18 protein-coding genes are annotated in these 18,460 nt (G+C 61.8%); 8 read left to right on the top strand and 10 right to left on the bottom strand.

Annotation, left to right across the window (positions count from 1 at the left end; translation table 11 throughout):
- Nucleotides 1-23 precede the first annotated feature (23 nt).
- The gene (locus B0D71_RS16080; RefSeq protein WP_103395636.1) at nt 24-1,097 is read left to right on the top strand and encodes a diguanylate cyclase; all 1,074 of its coding nucleotides are present in this window, start codon (nt 24-26) and stop codon (nt 1,095-1,097) included.
- 80 nt (nt 1,098-1,177) lie between these two features.
- On the opposite strand, the gene B0D71_RS16085 is transcribed toward B0D71_RS16080, so the two are convergent.
- From B0D71_RS16085 to B0D71_RS16095, 3 genes are all read right to left on the bottom strand, one after another.
- On the bottom strand, nt 1,178-2,047 hold the full coding sequence (locus tag B0D71_RS16085; protein ID WP_007975765.1) for an isocitrate lyase/PEP mutase family protein: 870 nt from the start codon (nt 2,045-2,047) through the stop codon (nt 1,178-1,180).
- 142 nt (nt 2,048-2,189) lie between these two features.
- Nucleotides 2,190-3,224, bottom strand: coding sequence for an arginine N-succinyltransferase (gene astA / locus B0D71_RS16090; RefSeq protein ID WP_103395637.1), 1,035 nt, complete (start codon nt 3,222-3,224; stop codon nt 2,190-2,192).
- Nucleotides 3,225-3,273: 49 nt separating this feature from the next.
- A complete protein-coding gene (locus B0D71_RS16095) occupies nt 3,274-4,290 on the bottom strand; it encodes an arginine N-succinyltransferase (protein ID WP_103395638.1) in 1,017 nt (338 codons plus the stop codon).
- A 615-nt stretch (nt 4,291-4,905) separates the two neighbouring features.
- On the opposite strand from B0D71_RS16095, the gene B0D71_RS16100 reads away from it, so the two are divergent.
- Entirely contained in the window at nt 4,906-5,478 is a 573-nt protein-coding gene (locus B0D71_RS16100) for a histidine phosphatase family protein (RefSeq protein WP_103395639.1), read from the top strand.
- On the top strand, nt 5,478-6,233 hold the full coding sequence (gene cobF, locus B0D71_RS16105; protein ID WP_103395640.1) for a precorrin-6A synthase (deacetylating): 756 nt from the start codon (nt 5,478-5,480) through the stop codon (nt 6,231-6,233). Before B0D71_RS16100 ends, cobF begins: the two co-directional genes overlap by 1 nt.
- 106 nt (nt 6,234-6,339) lie before the next feature.
- Here cobF and ftrA read toward each other — a convergent pair whose 3' ends face one another.
- Complete coding sequence (gene ftrA / locus B0D71_RS16110; protein WP_103395641.1) at nt 6,340-7,314, bottom strand: transcriptional regulator FtrA; 975 nt, start codon at nt 7,312-7,314, stop codon at nt 6,340-6,342.
- Nucleotides 7,315-7,415: 101 nt separating this feature from the next.
- Between ftrA and B0D71_RS16115 the strand changes: the two genes are divergently transcribed.
- Entirely contained in the window at nt 7,416-7,850 is a 435-nt protein-coding gene (locus B0D71_RS16115) for a rhodanese-like domain-containing protein (protein WP_103395642.1), read from the top strand.
- A gap of 134 nt (nt 7,851-7,984) precedes the next feature.
- On the opposite strand, the gene B0D71_RS16125 is transcribed toward B0D71_RS16115, so the two are convergent.
- On the bottom strand, nt 7,985-8,623 hold the full coding sequence (locus B0D71_RS16125) for a type 1 glutamine amidotransferase (protein ID WP_103395643.1): 639 nt from the start codon (nt 8,621-8,623) through the stop codon (nt 7,985-7,987).
- Between the two features lie 330 nt (nt 8,624-8,953).
- Here B0D71_RS16125 and B0D71_RS16130 point away from each other — a divergent pair, with 330 nt between their 5' ends.
- The 3 genes from B0D71_RS16130 to B0D71_RS16140 all read left to right on the top strand — a co-directional run bounded on the left by B0D71_RS16130 (nt 8,954) and on the right by B0D71_RS16140 (nt 11,872).
- Entirely contained in the window at nt 8,954-9,733 is a 780-nt protein-coding gene (locus B0D71_RS16130) for an ABC transporter substrate-binding protein (RefSeq protein ID WP_103395644.1), read from the top strand.
- Nucleotides 9,734-9,860: 127 nt separating this feature from the next.
- Entirely contained in the window at nt 9,861-10,973 is a 1,113-nt protein-coding gene (locus tag B0D71_RS16135) for a succinylglutamate desuccinylase/aspartoacylase family protein (RefSeq protein ID WP_103395645.1), read from the top strand.
- Nucleotides 10,974-11,155: 182 nt separating this feature from the next.
- On the top strand, nt 11,156-11,872 hold the full coding sequence (locus B0D71_RS16140; RefSeq protein ID WP_103395646.1) for an alpha/beta hydrolase: 717 nt from the start codon (nt 11,156-11,158) through the stop codon (nt 11,870-11,872).
- 3 nt (nt 11,873-11,875) lie between these two features.
- Here B0D71_RS16140 and B0D71_RS16145 read toward each other — a convergent pair whose 3' ends face one another.
- The 4 genes from B0D71_RS16145 to B0D71_RS16160 all read right to left on the bottom strand — a co-directional run bounded on the left by B0D71_RS16145 (nt 11,876) and on the right by B0D71_RS16160 (nt 15,253).
- On the bottom strand, nt 11,876-12,442 hold the full coding sequence (locus tag B0D71_RS16145) for a DcrB/PsbP domain-containing protein (protein ID WP_103395647.1): 567 nt from the start codon (nt 12,440-12,442) through the stop codon (nt 11,876-11,878).
- 282 nt (nt 12,443-12,724) lie between these two features.
- The gene (locus B0D71_RS16150; RefSeq protein WP_103395648.1) at nt 12,725-13,396 is read right to left on the bottom strand and encodes a glutathione S-transferase family protein; all 672 of its coding nucleotides are present in this window, start codon (nt 13,394-13,396) and stop codon (nt 12,725-12,727) included.
- A gap of 83 nt (nt 13,397-13,479) precedes the next feature.
- Entirely contained in the window at nt 13,480-14,397 is a 918-nt protein-coding gene (gene yddG / locus B0D71_RS16155; RefSeq protein ID WP_103395649.1) for an aromatic amino acid exporter YddG, read from the bottom strand.
- Between the two features lie 58 nt (nt 14,398-14,455).
- A complete protein-coding gene (locus B0D71_RS16160; RefSeq protein WP_103395759.1) occupies nt 14,456-15,253 on the bottom strand; it encodes a hypothetical protein in 798 nt (265 codons plus the stop codon).
- A gap of 430 nt (nt 15,254-15,683) precedes the next feature.
- Between B0D71_RS16160 and B0D71_RS16165 the strand changes: the two genes are divergently transcribed.
- Nucleotides 15,684-17,006: an Nramp family divalent metal transporter gene (locus tag B0D71_RS16165; RefSeq protein WP_103395650.1), complete on the top strand. Its 1,323-nt coding sequence runs from the start codon at nt 15,684-15,686 to the stop codon at nt 17,004-17,006.
- 267 nt (nt 17,007-17,273) lie between these two features.
- Here B0D71_RS16165 and B0D71_RS16170 read toward each other — a convergent pair whose 3' ends face one another.
- A complete protein-coding gene (locus B0D71_RS16170) occupies nt 17,274-18,455 on the bottom strand; it encodes an acetyl-CoA C-acetyltransferase (protein WP_103395651.1) in 1,182 nt (393 codons plus the stop codon).
- Between the last annotated feature and the right edge of the window lie 5 nt (nt 18,456-18,460).

Here is an 18,460-nt window from a genome sequence, read left to right on the forward strand (position 1 = left end):
TCGTCGAGTGGCACAGAGGCCCTATGACAAAAACGGGAGGAAAGGGTTTTTCATTGGCCAGGAGGCTCTATACATCGCGAATTCTGGGGGTGGCCCTGGGATTGGTGTGCGTGAGCGCGGCGATGTATCCACTCGATCCGGCGCCTTGGGTCTGGGGATTCATGTGGTTCAACGGCCTGATCTGGCCGCACGTGGCTTATCAATGGGCGCGCCGCGCCAAGAGGCCTTACCACGCCGAACACCGCAATCTGCTGATCGATGCCTTTCTCGGCGGCTTCTGGATTGCCGCGATGCATTTCAATCCACTGCCCAGCGCGACCACCATTTCCATGATGGCCATGAACAATGTGGCCATCGGCGGCATGCGCTTCCTGCTGGCCGGGACGGCCGCGCAAGTGCTGGGTGTGGGTGTCGGTTTGCAGATTTTCGCCCCGGCGTTCATTCCTGCCACCAGCCCGTTGCAGCTCTATGCCTGTTTGCCCTTGTTGTGCCTGTATCCGTTGGCGCTGGGCTGGATCTGCTTCCGCCAGGCCCATACCCTCGGCCGTCAGAAGCGTGAATTGCTGGCACTGAGCCGCACCGACAGCCTGACGGGCCTGCTCAATCATGGCGCCTGGAAGGATCAGTTGGAGGTCGAGTTTCAGCGTTGCAAGCGCCAGCAAAAAGGCGGGGCGATTGCCCTGATCGACATCGACCATTTCAAGGCCATCAACGACACCTACGGCCATGTCGCCGGCGATATCGTCTTGCGTCAGTTGAGCAAAATGCTCAGGCAGAACCTGCGGGCGACCGACGTGGCCGGGCGCTACGGCGGTGACGAGTTCTGCGTGATTCTCCCGGACCTGCCCCTGAACCGCGCCGCCGTCGTCATGGATGCCCTGCGCGATCGCTTCGCCACCTTGGGTTACGAGCAGAACCCGGCGCTGAAAGTCAGCCTGAGCATTGGCCTGGCGTCATTCAACCCGGCCCACGCCGACGCGACGCTCTGGCTCAATGACGCCGATCATGCGCTGTACGAAGCCAAGACCACCGGGCGCAACCGCGTGATCTGTTGCGGCAATGGGAAACCCCATCGCGAACTGTTCAACTCGGTGTGACCGTCCACGGCAAAACCTGTGGGGGCGAGCTTGCTCGCGATGGCGGTGTGTCAGGCGATGGCAGTGTGTCGGTTAATTCGTCACTCCTTCACGCTCATGAATTCCTCCGCGTAGCGGATGTATTCCTCGGGTTGCGTGTAGGTGTGAGTCAGCTCGGTCGCGCTCAGGTCCGAGGTCTGGGTGAGGATCTGGCGTTGCTCGCGCAGGCTGTCGTAGGTCGCCTTGATCGCGGCGAAGTACGCGCCATGGCCGTCGATGGTCACGCGCACACCCAGCTCGGCCAGGCGCTTGTCATCGCGTAGCAGCGGGTTGCCGTAGGTCACCAGCATCAGCGGCACGCTCAGGTGCTCGGCGATCTGCTCCAGATGGTCGAAGTCCTTGACGCCCACCATGCAGATCCCGTCGGCCCCGGCTTGCTGGTACTGCCGGGTGCGGCTGATGATTTCCTGCACTGGCAGAATCCCGGCGTGGGTACGGGCGATGATTGCCATTTCCTTATCGCAGCGGGCTTCCAGTGCCGCGCGGATCTTGCCGACGCCTTCGGCGACCGTGATCAGGTCGGTGGATTTGCGGCCGAACTGCGCGGGCAGCAGGGTGTCTTCGATGGTCAGTGCGGCGACGCCGGCACGTTCGAGTTCGACGATGGTGCGCATGACGTTCAGCGCGTTGCCGTAGCCGTGGTCGGCGTCGGCAATCACCGGCAACTGGGCGACACGGCCGATGCGGGTAGCCTGTTCAGCGAATTCGCTGAGGGTGATCAACGCAAAGTCAGGAGCGCCCAGCACTTGCAACGAAGCGACTGACCCACCAAGGATCCCGACTTCGAAGCCCAGGTCGGCGGCGATACGCGCTGACATCGGGTCGAACACCGAGGCCGTGTGGTAGCAGGTGTTTGAGGCGAACAGTTGGCGAAAGTTGCGGCGCAAATCTTGATGGGAAAGCCTGGACATATGAGTTCCACCAATGGAATGGAAGGGCTTGAGCAAAAGTGTCAACGCCGAAGAAATAAAAGGCTATCACGCGGGCAAGGAGAGAATGATGACGAATTTACTGGGTAAGGACGATTGACGTCGCAACGATGAAGCTGATAAGTCACGCGGCCACGGCCTGTTGCCGTTGATCAAGCAGTGGCACGGCGCGCACCGAGTCGCCGGGTTGCAGCTGCAAGCGCTTGGCGGTCAGGCGATCAACCACCAGGCTGTTGCCCATCTGTCTGGCCGGGGCGCAGGTGATGCGACAGTTTTCCAGGCGGCGATTATGGATCAGCCAGACGGGCGATTTATCGTCTGGCGAGCCGATGGCCAGCGACAGTGGTTGGCTGTCGCGCACGGTGCGGATCTCGCAAACCGGGGCCTCGATGACCGGTCCGCCGTCGAAGATATCGATGTAGCCCTTGTGGGCAAACCCCTCGGCGCTGAGGATTTTCAGGGCCGGCTCGGTATTGGGGTGAGCCTTGCCGATCACCGCCCGGGCCTGTTCGGTGAGCAGGCAGGTGTACAGCGGCTGGCGCGGCATCAGTTCAGCGATGAACGATTTGTTGCCCAGCCCGGACAAGTGATCGGCGTGGCTGAAATCCATCTTGAAAAAGTGCCGGCCGAGGCTGTCCCAGAACGGCGAGCCACCTCGTTCGTCGGCACTGCCGCGTAATTCGGCGATGAGGCGGTTGCCGAACAGCTGCGTAAACTCGGCCACAAACAGCAAGCGCCCGAGCGAAAGCAAACGGCCGTTGCTGCCCTGGCGCTGATCGGGGCGCAGGTACAGCGAGCAGACTTCCGATTGCCCGGTCAATTCATTGCTCAGGAACAGGGTCGGGATCTGGCGCTGGATCCCCAGGTCCGGTGCCGCGCTGACCGTCAGTCCGAGCCGGTAGTTGTACCAGGGCTCGCGCAGGCCGATGCCACCGGTCAGGGCACTGACGCCCACCACTTGCTGCTCGTCGTCCTCGAGCACGAACAGATAATCGGCATCGGCGCGATCGACCTGCCCGGCGAATGTGCGTTGGGCCCAGCGGATCCGGTGGGCCAGGCGTTCTTCGTCGGCCGGCAGGCTGGTGAGCCCCGGACTGGCCTGACGCACCAGCGTGAACAGGGCGGGCAGGTCGGTGATCTGGACCGGACGGACAATCATGCGGCTGTTCCTTGTTCGCGTGTGCTGGGGCGTTGAATCTGGCGGGCATTCACAGGGCGATCAGCCTGACCGGGCTGCCCTCGGTCACTTTCAGCGCCTTGCACATGGCGGCGTCGAGCGCAACGGGTTGCCCGGTGATGTAATCAAGATCGGCGACGATGGCCCGATAATCCTTCAAGGAATCGTTGCTCACCAGAAAGCTGCCGCGGGCATCGATCACAGGTCCCGGCCGCGTGGCGGCGCACTGGCTGTGGGCGATGGAACGAATGCCCGACGTGCGCGCATACAGGGTTGGGTCGCCATCGAACAGATCGATGTAACTGTTGGTTTCGAAGCCTTCACGTTCAAGGATATCGAAGGCTTCCTGGCCGTCGGGGTGGATGCTGCCGATGCAGTCCTGTGCCGCCTGGGGCAGCATCGGTACGTAAATCGGATACTGCGGCATCAGTTCGGCGAGAAAGGAGCGGCTTTGCAGGCCGCACAGGCGTTCGGCCTCGACGTAGGGCAAATCGAAGAAATGCTTGCCCACGGCGTCCCAAAATGGCGAGTGGCCGTCAGCACTGCTGTAGCCGACGATCTCGGTGATCACGGTTTCGGAAAAGCGCCGGGCGTGGGCGGCGATGAACAACAGGCGCGCCCGGGACAGCAGTTCGGAATGCGCGGTGCGCACCCGCGCGGCATCGATATGGAAGCCCCGCAGCAGGGTGTGGCCACTGAGGTCGTGGCACAACGACAGGGCCGGTACGCCGTGCTCGATGTTCAGTTCCCTCGACGCGCTGGTGAAGTGGCGGTTGCGCAGGCTGTAGAACGGTTCGCTGTACCCCGCCGTGGCGAGGATTTCCGAACAGCCGACCAGGTGTTGCGTCGCCAGGTCTTCGAGCACAAAGAAATAGTTTTCCGGGCCATGACCCTCGACGTCCTTGTCGAACGACGCACAGGAATCGAGGATTTTTCCGCGCAACCGTTCGCTGTCGTCGGGCAGGGATGTGACGCCCACGAGGCTTTCACGAGCCAGCCTCTGCAACTGGGGCAGGTCGGCCAACTCGACTGGACGCAAGACCAGCATGGAGACACCCCTGTATCAAACGATTCGGCGGCTTGAGCCGAACCTGACTATCACTGTCGGTTTTTCCACACATTAAATCGTTGGTCGTCTGAACGTTGTCAGGCGCCACGCTTTTTCTTGTCAGATGCTGCTTGGGATTGACTGCATTAAACGAGGAACGGACGGTTCGGCTGGGGGCGATGCCTGGCCAGACGCATTGATCAGGTGTTCGAGAAGGGGCATCCGGGCTCCTGCTGGATGAGCGGGGGAACAGGTTTTAACAGTCCGTTGAAAGGAGTATTTAATTATCGCGTACTGCCTGTCTAGTTAATTTTTGCGCGGTCTGGCGGTGCCCGAAAAAGGGGCGAAGTGCCTGTGCCAAGGGGCTACGCCGATGTCGTAAAGTCTTGTAGGCAATTACCTTCGTTGCGGTCAGCCATGACAGAAAGCCTGGTAGGAAATGACTGAAGGTATCCGTTTCAAACAAGAAAATTAAACACTCCTCCGGCCTAATGCCTGCCACTTAAACCCCGGACACTGTGGGATTCCCCCCTCGGGCCTGCTTTCTTGCGGCACAATTGCGCAATGGCGCTCGCTTGACGCCAACGTTCCTTTCCACCCATAGAGTGACTCCTGGTGCAGGCAACCCGTTTAACCCTGATTTGCCACGCTCGAACCGTCGCGCAGAAATTGGCGCGTTTTCCTTTGGACGAGCCTCTGGAAATGGATTGGCAAGCGCTCAGGCTTTCCCGTTGCAATCAGTTCAAGGGTACTCCACGGCTTGTTTGTGGTCCGGAATTGCGCACCCGGCAAACCGCTGAGCTTTTCGGCAGCGCACCGGAGATAGTCGATGCGCTGAAGGACTGCGACTTCGGGCGTTGGGGCGGTGTGCGCATCGGTGAGCTACAAAAGACTGAAGCCAAGGAACTCCAGCATTGGTTAGTGGACCCGGCTTCGGCGCCCCACGATGGCGAGTCGGTGCTGCAACTGGAGGAACGTGTGGGGGCGTGGCTGACAACCTTGCAGTCGACGCCAGGGCACATCGTTGCCATTACCCATCCCTTTGTCATCCGCGCCGCGCTGATGCACATCTTGCAGGGGGCATCGTCCAACCTGATCGACGTCGAACCCCTGTCGGCGGTCGAGTTGAGGTTCCATGGCTGCTGGCGGCTGCGGCTGGTTGGCACCGAACCCGAGGACCTGCCGTGATGAAAAAAATCCTGGTTATCGGCATAGGTGCTGGCAATCCCGACTACATCACGATGCAGGCGGTCAAGGCGCTGAATCAGGTCGATGTTTTTTTTCTCATGGACAAGGGCCAGAGCAAGGACAAACTCATCGATCTGCGACGCGAAATCTGCGAGCGCTACATCACCGACCGCGATTACCGTTTTGTCGAAGCCCACAGCCCGGAGCGCGAGCGCGGTGAGGTGGACTACAGGACCAGTGTCGACGACCTGAACCTGGCCAAGCAGCAGACCTTCGAACGGCTTATCAGCGAGGAACTGTCCGACGGCCAGTGTGGTGGTTTTCTGGTGTGGGGCGATCCGGCGCTGTACGACAGCACCATTCGTATTCTTCAGGCGATCCAGTCCTGCGGTGCGTGCGCGTTCGAGTTCGAGGTCATCCCCGGCATTACCAGCGTCCAGGCATTGGCGGCACAGCACAAGGTGCCGCTCAACCAGATTGGCCGCTCCGTTGAAATCACCACAGGCCGGCGTTTGGCGGCGGGGCAGGTGAGCGATGCCGACAGCCTGGTGGTGATGCTCGATGCTCAGGATGCTTACCGTCAGGTGGTGGATCAGGACACCGAGATTTACTGGGGCGCCTATTTGGGGACACCGGACGAAATCCTGATCAGCGGCAAGCTCAAGGATGTGGCGGATGAAATCCAGCGGGTGCGCAAGGCTGCGCGGTTGGCCAATGGCTGGATCATGGATACCTATTTATTGCGCAAGCCTTGAGAGTTGAGGTGACCGGGCTGGCGCCTTCGCGAGCAAGCTCGCACACATTTGAAATGCAGTTCCCTGTGGGAGCGGGCTTGCCCGCGAAGTGGTCCTCGAGAACACCTCAAAAACCAGCACTGCCCCCACGCCCAAACCGCTCCCGATACACCGACGGCGGCACACCGACCACCGTGCGAAACGCCACCCGGAAGCTTTCCACCGAGCGATAACCGCAACGTTCGGCAATTTGCTCGGTGTTCTGGTCGCTGCTTTCCAGCAGTTCGCGGGCGCGACCCAGGCGTTCGTGCTGCAACCAGGTTTTCGGTGACTGGCCACTGGCCTCGGTGAAGCGGCGCAGGAACGTGCGTTCACTCATCGCAGCTTTGTTGGCCAGGTCGCGCACTTCCAGTGGTTCGTGCAAGCGCTCGCGCGCCCACTGCATGACGCGGGAAAGATCGCTGCGCGGTGCTGGACTGACCGGCGTCGGAATGAATTGCGCCTGGCCACCGCTGCGTTGCGGCGACATGACCAGGCGCCGGGCCACGGAGTTGGCCACCTGCGTGCCGAAATCCCGCGCTACCAGATGCAGACAGGCATCGATGCCTGCCGCGCTGCCGGCGGAGGTGATCAATTGGCCGGAATCGACGTACAGCACGTCCGGGTCCACCAGGATGCCGGGAAACCGCTCGGCCAGCTCCGAGGTGTAGCGCCAGTGCGTGGTCGCACCGCGCCCATCGAGCAACCCAGTGGCGGCGAGGACGAAAACACCGGAGCAGATCGACAGCAACCGCGCCCCCCGCGCGTGGGCCTGGCGCAGGGCGGCGATCAGTTCTGCTGGCACCGCGGCACTGCGGTCGCGCCAGCCGGGGATGATGATGGTGCGGGCGTCGGCGAGCATTTCCATACCGCCATCGGCCAGGACCTGGATGCCACCCATGGCACGCATCGGGCCTTGATCGACAGCGACGATACGATGCTCGTACCACGGAAAATCAAACTCAGGTCGTGGCAGGCCGAAGATCTCCACGGCAATGCCGAACTCGAACGTGCAGAGGCCGTCGTAAGCCAGAATCGCGACCAATCCAGGGGGGATGTGCATTTGGCGGAAAGTTCCCGGTGAGTGTCTTGTGCGCCACTTTAGCCGCAAGTGGCTGACGGATAAAGTCTTCCTACACCCACCGATACCTTGGAGTACACAGCATGACCAGTCTGGTTCGCGAAATTCCCGCCGCCCCATCGGCCATCGCCCTGATGCATTTCAGCAACCGTCTGACCTTCGAAACCGATTGTTCCGACGTCCATGCCAGCCAGCAGGGTGGCGAAGTCGATTTCATTCTGGTGGATGTGCGTGGCCCGCTGGCGTTTGAGCGTGGACATGTGCCGGGAGCGATCAACATCCCGGGGCGTTTGCTGACCACCGAAGGTCTGGCCGGTTATCCGAAAAACAGCCTGTTTGTGGTCTATTGCGCTGGCCCCCATTGCAACGGCGCCAACAAGGCAGCGGTGAAACTGGCGGCCCTGGGTTATCCGGTCAAGGAAATGATCGGCGGCGTGACCGGGTGGCTGGATGAAGGGTTTGAGTTGAGTGTCGCCGAGCAGTGCCCGGTGAATGCTGCGATCGGTTGCGAATGCTGATCTTCAAACACCGCTGATCATTGTGGCGAGGGGGCTTGCCCCCGTTCGGCTGCGAAGCAGACGCAGTTTTTGGGGCCGCTTCGCGACCCAACGGGGGCAAGCCCCCTCGCCACAGGAATGTGCTTTGATCTGGATCAGCTGGTGGCGGCCAACCACCACTCATCCAGCGTCGCCTCTAGCCACGCGGCCACCGCTGCGTAATCCGCACTGTCCTGTGGCCCGCGTGGCAACGGCGACTCATCGGCAAAATGCGCATTGAGCATGGCCACCGACTCGGCGTTCCACTCCGGATGAAACTGCAACCCCAGCCGCGCCGGCCCGGCGCGGTACATCTGCTGCGCACAGTGCGCACTGCTGGCCAACAGCTGCGCGGCAGGCGGCAGGTCGATGGCGTCTTCGTGCCACTCCAGCACCTTCAGCGTTTGCCCATCGATAAAGGTCACCGTGGTCCAGCCAGTTTCAGTCTGGTCCATCCGCCGGACATTCCCGCCGAGACTCAACGCCAGCAACTGAGCCCCCAGGCAGATGGCGAACACGGCCCCACCCAGATCCAGATTGCTTCTGAGCCATTGTCGTTCGGCCTCCAGCCAGGCCGGGCCGGCATTGGATTCATAAGGCCCGCCCAGCAGGATCACGGGAGCGGCGCTGACGGGCGGTAACTGGCCGAGGTCGGCGCGAAACACCTTCAGCGTCAGCCCTCGGGACTCGGCCCAAACGGCGATGGCACCCGGACCTTCGGCGCGGTGGTGCTGGATCAAGTTCAACGTGGGCATCGCGCTACTCTCGATAGGACGCAAAGGCGCTCAATGTGCCGTAAAACATCCGGCGTCGCCAGTCGTCCCGTTCTGTCGGATACAGCTGCAAACGCTGTAGGTTTGCTGTGAAAAAGCGGCATGTCCGACAGACTTTGCGCCGTCATGGCCCGTTCACCACATGGGCGCCATCCTGGTGCCACTTTTTTATAAGTAATTGTCGCCTTGGCGTAATTTACCCTCCTGTAGCCGCTCTAGACTGCCGGCCACTTCGGTTTGCGCCCACAAAGCGATGACCGAACGCTGCCAATCGAAGCTGCCAATAAAAGCCTCCGCACACAGGAGTTATAAATGAAGAAGCTAGTGATGTTCGGTGCCCTGGCACTGTCGATGTTGTCCCTGACCGCCGTGGCTGAAGACGCCAAGCCGATCCGCATCGGTATCGAAGCCGGCTACCCACCATTCTCGATGAAAACCCCAGACGGCAAACTCACCGGTTTCGACGTGGACATCGGCGACGCCCTGTGTGAGCAGATGAAGGTCAAGTGCACCTGGGTCGAGCAAGAGTTCGACGGCCTGATCCCTGCGCTGAAGGTCAAGAAAATCGACGCCATCCTGTCGTCCATGACCATCACTGACGATCGCAAGAAGAACGTCGATTTCACCATCAAGTACTACCACACCCCGGCACGCTTCGTGATGAAGGAAGGCAGCGACGTCAAGGACCCGCTGACCGAGCTCAAGGGCAAGAAAGTCGGTGTCCTGCGTGCCAGTACCCACGACCGCTTCGCCACTGAAGTGCTGCAACCGGCGGGGATTGTCCTGGTGCGTTACGGTTCCCAGCAGGAAGCCAACCTGGACATGGTCTCCGGCCGCATCGACGCGCTGCTGGCCGACTCGGTCAACCTGGACGACGGTTTCCTGAAAACCGACGCCGGTAAAGGTTTTGCCTTCGTCGGCCCTGAGTACAACGATCCGAAATACTTCGGTGGCGGCGCCGGCATTGCCGTGCGCAAGGGTGATACCGCCCTGGCCGAGCAATTCAATAAAGCCATCACCGACATCCGCGCCAACGGCAAGTACAAGCAAGTGCAAGACAAGTACTTCAAGTTTGACGTTTACGGCGAGTAAACGAGCGGGCTGAAAAAATGGCAACCGTTGGCGCGGTTGCCATTTTTTTTGTGCAATTTTTTCAGCGCAGAAGAAACCTGTGGGAGCGAGCTTGCTCCCACAGGTTTCTCTGTTTTCAGGAGTTTTTATGCAACGCATCGACCACACACTTCCCTGGAGCCACCTGGGCACCGAACGCACCCTCAGCGTGTTTCGCTATGGCGCGGGCACGCGCAAGGTGTACATCCAGGCCAGCCTGCACGCCGACGAACTGCCGGGCATGCGCACGGCCTGGGAGTTGAAAAAGCGCCTGGCCGAACTTGAGCAACAGGGCCAATTGAAGGGGGTGGTCGAACTGGTGCCGGTGGCCAATCCCATTGGCCTCGACCAGCACCTGCAAGGCAGCCACATGGGGCGCTTCGAACTGGGCAGCGGCAAGAACTTCAACCGCTCGTTCGTCGAACTCAGTGCGCCGGTGGCCGGGTTGATCGGTGATCGCCTCGGCAGCGATGCCCAGGCCAACATCGCGCTGATTCGCCAGGCCATGGGCCAGGTCCTCGACGACTTGCCGGCCGCGACATCGCAGCTCGAAGCGATGCACCGCCTGTTGCTGCGCCATGCTTGCGACGCCGACATCACGCTCGACCTGCATTGCGATTTCGACGCAGCCATCCACATCTACGCGTTGCCGCAGCACTGGCCGCAATGGCAATCCCTGGCGGCGCGCTTGAAGGCCGGCGTGGCGTTGTTGTGTGAAGACTCCGGCGGTAGCTCGTTCGATGAGTCCTGCTCCTCGCCATGGTTGCGTCTGGCCAGGGCGTTCCCGGCGGCGGCGATTCCGCCGGCCAACCTGGCGACCACCCTGGAGCTGGGCAGCATGGGCGACACCCGCGTCGACCAGGCCCAGGCCAATTGCGAAGCCATTCTCGGGTTTCTCGCCGAGCAGGGTTTCATCTCCGGCACCTGGTCGGCGGCACCGGCGGAATGCTGTGAAGGCATGCCGTTCGAAGGCACCCAATACCTGTTCGCACCGCATCACGGCGTGGTCAGTTTCCTGTGTGAAGCGGGGGAGTGGGTGGAGAAGGGCGATGCACTGTTCGAGGTGGTCGACCCGCTGAGCGACAAGGTCACCACTGTGCGGGCCGGCACCAGTGGCGTGCTGTTCGCCATCGACCGGGGGCGCTACACCCAGCCTGGCACCTGGCAGGCGAAGGTCGCCGGGCGGGAGCCGATTCGGGTGGGCAAGTTGATCAACGACTGAGCTGGGGATCTATATCGTCTGTTCGGGCCTCTTCGCTGGCAAGCCAGCTCCTACAAGGTTTCGCATTCTCCTGTAGGAGCGGGCTTGCCCGCGATGACGGCATCCGCCACGCCTGAGATGTTCCTGCCCGATTCACAGTGTTAGGCTCTTGCGCGAATCCTGCATTCCGAGAAGGAAGACTCATGTTAAAGATTCTCGCGCTGCTCACGCTCCTGGCATCCACTGCCGTCCACGCCCAAACCCCACTGCAAACCGACCTGCCGCTCAAGTACCTGGAGCAGGCCAACGCCGATTCGAACCATCAACCCCTGGTGATTTTCCTCCACGGTTACGGCAGTAACGAGCAGGACCTGTTCGGCATCAAGGATGACTTGCCCGCGTCTTACACTTACCTCTCGGTACGGGCGCCAATGGTGATGCAGGAGGGCAGTTACCAGTGGTTTCGCAAGAAGGGCGAAGGGGCCTACAACGGTGAGACCGATGATCTGACGTCCAGCGGCCAGTTGCTGCTGGATTTCGTCGTACAGGCCACGAAGAAATATCACACCGAACCTGAGAAGGTGTACCTGGTGGGATTCAGCCAGGGCGCGATCATGTCCTACGAGGTTGGCCTTCGGCACCCCGAGGCGCTCGGTGGCATCGCTGCGTTGAGCGGGCGGATTCTGCCGGTGCTCAAGGCCGAGCTCAAACCGGATGAAAAGCGCCAGTCGCTGGCGATTTTCATCGGTCATGGCGAGCAGGACAAACGCCTTCCCTACAGCGACGGCACCGAAGCCAACAGCCTGTTGCAGAGCGTGTCACTTGAGCCCGAGTTTCACGGCTACCCCGGTGTCGGCCACAACATCAGCGCCGACGAGATTCAGGATTTGAGCGCCTGGCTGCAGCGTCTGAACCCCTGAGCCTTATTTTCCGCTGACGATCTGTTTGATCAGGGTTTCGTGGGCGGCCATGTCGCCGGGACGGGAGATCACCTGAATCACCGCCATGCGGGTGCCGGATGCCGCCATCAGCGTGGTGGTGAGGGTCATGCCACCGCCCTGGGTGGCGGTGCCGTCGACCTGGCGCAGGCCAAGCCCGGTTTTCTGGGTCAGGCTTTTCTCGCTCAGTTTGTTGTAGTCGGGCAGGGATTTGTGTTGCGCCGAATCGAAGTCAGCCACGGTGCCGTCGAGGAACTCGCCGTCGTTGTCCTTGACGCTGATACCTTTGGGCAGGGTGTTTTCCGCGGCGATCACCACCGTCTTGGTGGTCGCATTGCTGTACAGGGTGCCGCTGGCGCCGTCCGGGCTGGCGGGCAGCGGGTTGGCACTGAAACCCTTGGGCAGGTTGAAGGTGAACTTGCCGCCGAGCATCGAGACTTTTTGAGCCGGCGCATCGCTAGAAGTCGCCGTGGCGGCCTGCGCATTCAAAGCCCCCAGGCCGGTAGCGGCTGCCAGCAGCAGGACAAGGGCTTTTTTACTCAACAATGACATCGGAATCTCCAGGGACGAACGCGCGGTGGGGCGCGATCATCCCACGGAGGTTGTGCTGCATTCCAGCGTGCTCTACCGAGCGGTCACTTCGGCTGAGCAGGGATCTGGGGGGGAGGTGGCTTACCTGTGGCGAGGGGGCTTGCCCCCGTTGGGTTGCGTAGCGACCCTCAAAATCTCGGGAATTGTCGGAGAGCTTGGGAGCGCTTTGCACTCCAACGGGGGCAAGCCCCCTCGCCACATTGGTCACTCATTTCATCACCCTCGAAGGCTGGAACCGGCGGATTACACCTGGTTTTGCGGGAACAGGTTGCGACGGGTTTCTTCGTCGAATTCGGCCTTGAGCACCAGTTTCTCTTTCAGGCGGTGGGCACGCAGGGCGGCCGGGCGGGCGCTGACTTCATCGTACAGGCGCTTGACGTTCGGGTAGGCCGCCAGGCCATTTTCGCCAAGGATGTAGGGTGCGTAGTTGGCCCAGCCCCACAGGGCCATGTCGGCGATGCTGTAGGTGTCGCCGGCCAGGTACTGATGCTTGGCCAGGCGTTCGTCGAGGATGCGGTAGTGGCGTTCCACTTCCTTGAGGTAACGGTTTTTCGCGTAGGGCAGATCTTCCGGTGCGTGGTGCAGGAAGTGCACCGCCTGACCGGAGAACGGCGACAGGCCGGTGCCGATGAACATCAACCACGAGAGCATTTCGGCCTGGCCGGCAGCGCAGGTGGGTACAAAGCGCTGATGTTTGTGCGCCAGGTGCAGCAGGATCGCCTGGGAGTCGAATACGGTGGCATCACCATCCACCAGTGCGGGCACCTTGGCGTTCGGGTTGATCGCCAGAAAGGCGGGCTGGTGTTGCTCGCCCTTGAAGGTGTCGACGCCGATCAATTCGTAGGGCGTTTGCAGCTCTTCGAGCAGCAGGGCAACTTTCATCGGGTTCGGTGATGGGTGGAAAAAGAATTTCATGGTGCAGGCCTCAGTCGGGTAGGGGTTGGAACTGAGGCTGATGTTGAAGCAAAGCCGTTCGATTGACGTGCGAGGTTGTTGTTCTACTCGTGCGAAACCATCGAACGGGTTGCCGGTGCTTTTTCGGGTGCCTGTGCGGTGGCAATCACCGCGCCAGCGATGATCAGTAACGCCGGCACGATCAGGATCGGGCTGGCGTGGCCATGGCCGACGACGATCAGCAGCAAGGTCGAAATCAGGGGCGCCAGATAGGACAACGCCCCCAGCGTCGCCAGGTTGCCGTGCTTGGTGGCGTGGTCCCAGGCAAAAAACGCCAGGCCGGCCGGGCCCAGGCCGAGGACGACAATCGCCGCCCATTGTTTGAAATCGGGCCACACGGTGGTTTCGAAGGCCAGGTGGCAGACCAGCCCGGCGGCGGCCGACATGCCGCAGATTGCGCCGATGATACTGCTCGGCACGGCGCTGAAACGACGGTTGAACACCGAGTAGCCAGCCCAGATCAGTGCGCAGCCGAACGCCGCCAGATAGCCGGCGACCGGCATCGTCGCGGCCGATTGGGTTGCCCGTTGCTGCATGATGAACGCGGTGCCCGCCAGGCCCAGCACCGCGCCGAGCACCTGGCGTTTGTGCAGCTTTTCTCCGGCGGCGAAGGCCGACAGCAGTACCAGCATCAGCGGCCACAGGTAATTGATCAGGCTGGCTTCGGCGGCAGGCGCGACCTTGAGCGCGAAGAAGTACAGCGCGTGATAAACGAAAATGCCGATGAAACCGGTGGCCCACACGGCCCAGGGTTGGCGCCAACTGCTGAACCCGGCCAGACCGTCGCGGCCGAGGGTGATCAGGCTCGCGGCAAAGGCCACGCCGAAACTCAAGGTCAGCAGTTCAAAGGGCGGGATGCCTTCGGTGAGGGTGGTCAACAACGCCAGACAGGACCAGAGGAAGATCGCAATCACGCCCACGGCGGTCGCCGAACGGGCATTGCGCAAGCGAGATACAGTCATGTCTGTTCCTTCAGCGCGTAGAGGCGGGCAACATCCTGGCCCGATGACATCAAGCAGCTTAGCGTTTGATCGCCGTTCCTCCAGTGTCCGTCGTCGGGCTGCCGACTGGCCGCGCCAGCAAGCGTTTGGTCACGCCCAGCATGGCCACCGACACCGCGACACCCAGCACAAACGCGTTCATCCCCAGCGTCGGCAAGGTCAGGGCCAACACCAGGCAGAACGCGGCGAACGAGTACATGCCAGTGGCGGTGGCGCGCAGCAACGCGGCGGTAAAGGCCGGGCCACGGGTTTGCTGGGAGAACACCGCCATCACGCTGCCCAATACCGGGAACACCGCCAGCAGGCCGCTCCAGCGGTCGCCGACAGTACTGGCCAGCAGGGTCACGACCAGCGTGAGCAAGGCACCGGCCACCATGCGCAGCAAGAGCTTGTCAGATTTTGGCGCCGGGCCATTGAGCACCGGTTGCACGGAGGGGAACAGGTACGGCGCGGCGAGCAGCGCGGTGGCGGCGGCGCACACCGAAAACACCAGGGACGTCGGGATCAGCGACAGGACAACCGCCACCGCCGCCCAGACCGACAGCGAGATCAGCAACGCCAGCGGCCATCCGGCCCGTTGTGCGACCTGGGCGTAGGTCACGCAAAACGCAATCATCGCGAACATCGCCGACAGCGCGGCGGTGGCCGATTGCGCGGCGAACACCTCGCCTTGCTCCAGGGCGAGGAATAACAGGATCGGCCCGACCACCACCGGCAACCCCGACAGCCAACCGGCCACGCTCGGCCCCCAGCGTTTGCCAGCCAACGAAATCAGCAGCAGGAAGCCTGGGATCACCAGCAGTTTTAGGATCAACACGCGCATGTCTCCGTCCGATGCGAGGTAGCAACGGTAACATTGCATCGGCTGGATTTTGTATACAAAAATAAAAGCTTCTTCACACAGTCCCGGGAAACACCGATAACGCAATACCTGTAGGAGCCAGCTTGCCGGCGATGGGCTCAAGTGCGCCGCGTTTATCCAGTCCACACGCGTTATCGTTAACGACCATCGCTGCGATGCGGCGACCCGACGAGCCAGCTCCTACAGGAGACCGCGTGTTGATCGAAATGATGTGAGCGCCAAACTGTAGGAGCCGGCTTGCCGGCGATGGACTCCAGTACGCCGCGTTTATCCGGTTTACACGCGTTATCCCTCGAAATTGTACGAAAGGGGCTTTTGCGCCCCCTGAACTTTGCGATGATCGCAACCTGTTTGCGAGCCTTCCCACCTGTTGATGGATCATCGAGTGAAATTCAGTTTTTTGCCCAAGACTGCCACTGCGCCGTTTTGCCCGCCGGAAGTGGCCGGCAGCGTTGCCGTCGACCCTCAAGCATCGTTCTTCAAGCGTGTCCTGCGCTTTGCCGGGCCGGGGTTGCTGGTGTCCATCGGTTACATGGACCCGGGCAATTGGGCTACCGCCATCGAGGCCGGTTCGCGGTTCGGCTACAGCCTGTTGTTCGTGGTGTTGCTGGCCAGCCTGGCGGGGATGGTGGTGCAGTGCCTGTGTTCGCGCCTGGGCATTGCCACCGGGCGTGACCTGGCGCAATTGTCCCGGGAGCGCTACAGCACGCGCACCGCCCGCACCCAATGGTTTCTGGCAGAGATCTCCATCATCGCCACCGACCTGGCCGAGGTACTCGGCTGCGCGCTGGCGTTCCATTTGTTGCTCGGTTGCTCGCTGACCTTCGGCATCGCCCTCACGGCCTTCGACACTTTGCTGGTGCTGGCCTTGCAGAACCGTGGCTTCCGTCGGCTCGAAGCGATCATGCTGGTACTGGTCGGCACCATTGGCGTGTGCTTTTTTGTCGAGTTGCTGCTGATCAAACCCTACTGGCCCGATGTCGCCCGCGGTTTCACGCCGTCGCTGTCGGCCATCGGTGATGCTGCGCCGCTGTACCTGGCCATCGGCATCCTCGGGGCCACGGTCATGCCGCATAACCTGTATCTGCACACCTCCATCGTGCAAACCCGATTGATTGGCAAGGACCTGGCCAGCAAGCAGGACGCGGTCAAACTGGCACGCATCGACACCATCGGTTCCCTGGCACTGGCGCTGCTGGTCAACGCGGCGATCCTGATTCTGGCGGCGGCCGCCTTCCACCAGTCCGGGCACACCGATGTGGTGGATATTCAGGATGCCTATCACCTGCTCGACCCACTGGTGGGTGGGGCCTTGGCCAGTGTGTTGTTTGGCGTGGCGCTGCTGGCCTCGGGGCAGAGCTCGACCTTCACCGGCACCATCGCCGGCCAGGTGATCATGGAAGGGTTCCTCAACCTGCGCATTCCCTGCTGGCAACGGCGCCTGATCACGCGCGGGCTGGCGCTGATCCCGGCGTTCATCGGCGTGTGGCTGATGGGCGATGACGCCATCGGCAAGTTGCTGGTGTTGAGTCAGGTGGTGCTGAGCCTGCAATTGCCGTTCGCCTTGTACCCGTTGATCCGCATGACCAATGATCACTCGCTCATGGGGCCGCTGGTGAACCGGCTGCCGACGCGGGTGCTGGCGTGGGGGTTGTTTGTGGTGATCAGCGGGGCGAACAGTTGGTTGATCCTGCAGTTTGTGGGGTGACAGGTCTGACCCCTTGGCGAGCAAACTCGCTCCCACAGGGGGGACTCGTCTGAAAAAAACTCAGGCAAAAAAGAACCCGGTGTGTGGCGAGGGGGCTTGCCCCCGTTGGGTTGCGCAGCAACCCCAGAATCTCGGCAATAGTCGAGTATTTTGGGAGCGCTTCGCACTCCAACGGGGGCAAGCCCCCTCGCCACAGGGCACCGGGTGTGTTGCCAGACGGCGACAGATCTTCGTGGGTCCCCGCGCCGTCTGTTGAACGCTGTTGGCTTATGCCCGTTCGAGTGCCAGTGCCACGCCTTGACCACCACCGATACACAGGGTGGCGAGGCCTTTCTTGGCGTCACGCTTGAGCATTTCATGCAGCAGGGTCACCAGCACGCGGCAACCCGAGGCACCGATCGGGTGGCCCAACGCAATGGCGCCGCCGTTGACGTTGACCTTGTTCAAGTCCCATTCCAGGTCCTTGGCCACCGCCAGTGATTGCGCGGCGAAGGCTTCGTTGGCTTCAACCAGCTCAAGCTGGTCGATGTTCCAGCCGGCCTTGTCCAGGCAACGACGGGTGGCCGACACCGGGCCGATGCCCATGATCGCCGGGTCGACGCCTGCGTTGGCGTAGGCGGCGATTTTTGCAAGAACCGGCAGACCCAGGGCCTTGGCCTTTTCCGCGCTCATCAGGATCACGGCGGCGGCACCGTCGTTCAGCGACGAAGCGTTGCCGGCGGTCACCGAACCGTCCTTCTTGAAGGCTGGCTTGAGTTTGCCCAGGGATTCGGCGGTGGTGCCGGCCCGTGGTTGCTCGTCGGTGGCGAAGGACAGCGGATCGCCCTTGCGCTGCGGGATCAGGATCGGGGTGATTTCATCGACGAAGCGCCCGGCTTCGATGGCGGCCACGGCTTTCTGCTGCGAGGCCGCAGCGAAGGCATCCTGCTGCTCGCGAGTCAGGCTGTACTTCTCGGCCAGGTTCTCAGCGGTGATGCCCATGTGGTAATCGTTGAACGCATCCCACAGGCCGTCGCTGATCATGGTGTCGACGATTTGCGCGTGGCCCATGCGCAGGCCGGTACGGGCACCGGGCATGACGTAGTTGGCCAGGCTCATGTTTTCCTGGCCACCGGCGATGATCACCTCGGCGTCGCCGCAGCGGATCGCCTGGGCGCCCAGGTGCAGGGCCTTGAGGCCGGAGCCGCAGACCTTGTTCAGGGTCATGGCCGGAACGGCGAACGGCAGGCCGGCTTTGATCGCGGCCTGGCGCGCAGGGTTTTGCCCGGCGCCGGCGGTCAGCACCTGGCCCATGATCACTTCATCGACTTCGGCCGGGTTCAGGCCGGTTTGCGCCAGCAACTGGCGGATCACCGCAGCGCCCAGGTCGACGGCGGACACATTGGCCAGCGAACCCTGGAAACTGCCGATCGCGGTGCGCGTGGCGGCAACAATGACGACTTCTTGCATGGAAT

This window comes from Pseudomonas laurylsulfativorans (genome assembly GCF_002906155.1).
GTDB lineage: Bacteria > Pseudomonadota > Gammaproteobacteria > Pseudomonadales > Pseudomonadaceae > Aquipseudomonas > Aquipseudomonas laurylsulfativorans.

Excerpts from the sequence above, each read along its gene's own strand:
- B0D71_RS16130 (WP_103395644.1), top strand. The coding sequence starts at position 8,954 with ATGAAGAAGCTAGTGATGTTCGGTGCCCTGGCACTGTCGATGTTGTCC.
- B0D71_RS16125 (WP_103395643.1), bottom strand. The coding sequence starts at position 8,623 with ATGCCCACGTTGAACTTGATCCAGCACCACCGCGCCGAAGGTCCGGGT.
- B0D71_RS16115 (WP_103395642.1), top strand. The coding sequence starts at position 7,416 with ATGACCAGTCTGGTTCGCGAAATTCCCGCCGCCCCATCGGCCATCGCC.
- ftrA (WP_103395641.1), bottom strand. The coding sequence starts at position 7,314 with ATGCACATCCCCCCTGGATTGGTCGCGATTCTGGCTTACGACGGCCTC.
- B0D71_RS16145 (WP_103395647.1), bottom strand. The coding sequence starts at position 12,442 with ATGTCATTGTTGAGTAAAAAAGCCCTTGTCCTGCTGCTGGCAGCCGCT.
- B0D71_RS16150 (WP_103395648.1), bottom strand. The coding sequence starts at position 13,396 with ATGAAATTCTTTTTCCACCCATCACCGAACCCGATGAAAGTTGCCCTG.
- cobF (WP_103395640.1), top strand. The coding sequence starts at position 5,478 with ATGAAAAAAATCCTGGTTATCGGCATAGGTGCTGGCAATCCCGACTAC.
- astA (WP_103395637.1), bottom strand. The coding sequence starts at position 3,224 with ATGATTGTCCGTCCGGTCCAGATCACCGACCTGCCCGCCCTGTTCACG.
- B0D71_RS16170 (WP_103395651.1), bottom strand. The coding sequence starts at position 18,455 with ATGCAAGAAGTCGTCATTGTTGCCGCCACGCGCACCGCGATCGGCAGT.
- yddG (WP_103395649.1), bottom strand. The coding sequence starts at position 14,397 with ATGACTGTATCTCGCTTGCGCAATGCCCGTTCGGCGACCGCCGTGGGC.
- B0D71_RS16080 (WP_103395636.1), top strand. The coding sequence starts at position 24 with ATGACAAAAACGGGAGGAAAGGGTTTTTCATTGGCCAGGAGGCTCTAT.
- B0D71_RS16085 (WP_007975765.1), bottom strand. The coding sequence starts at position 2,047 with ATGTCCAGGCTTTCCCATCAAGATTTGCGCCGCAACTTTCGCCAACTG.
- B0D71_RS16135 (WP_103395645.1), top strand. The coding sequence starts at position 9,861 with ATGCAACGCATCGACCACACACTTCCCTGGAGCCACCTGGGCACCGAA.
- B0D71_RS16140 (WP_103395646.1), top strand. The coding sequence starts at position 11,156 with ATGTTAAAGATTCTCGCGCTGCTCACGCTCCTGGCATCCACTGCCGTC.
- B0D71_RS16095 (WP_103395638.1), bottom strand. The coding sequence starts at position 4,290 with ATGCTGGTCTTGCGTCCAGTCGAGTTGGCCGACCTGCCCCAGTTGCAG.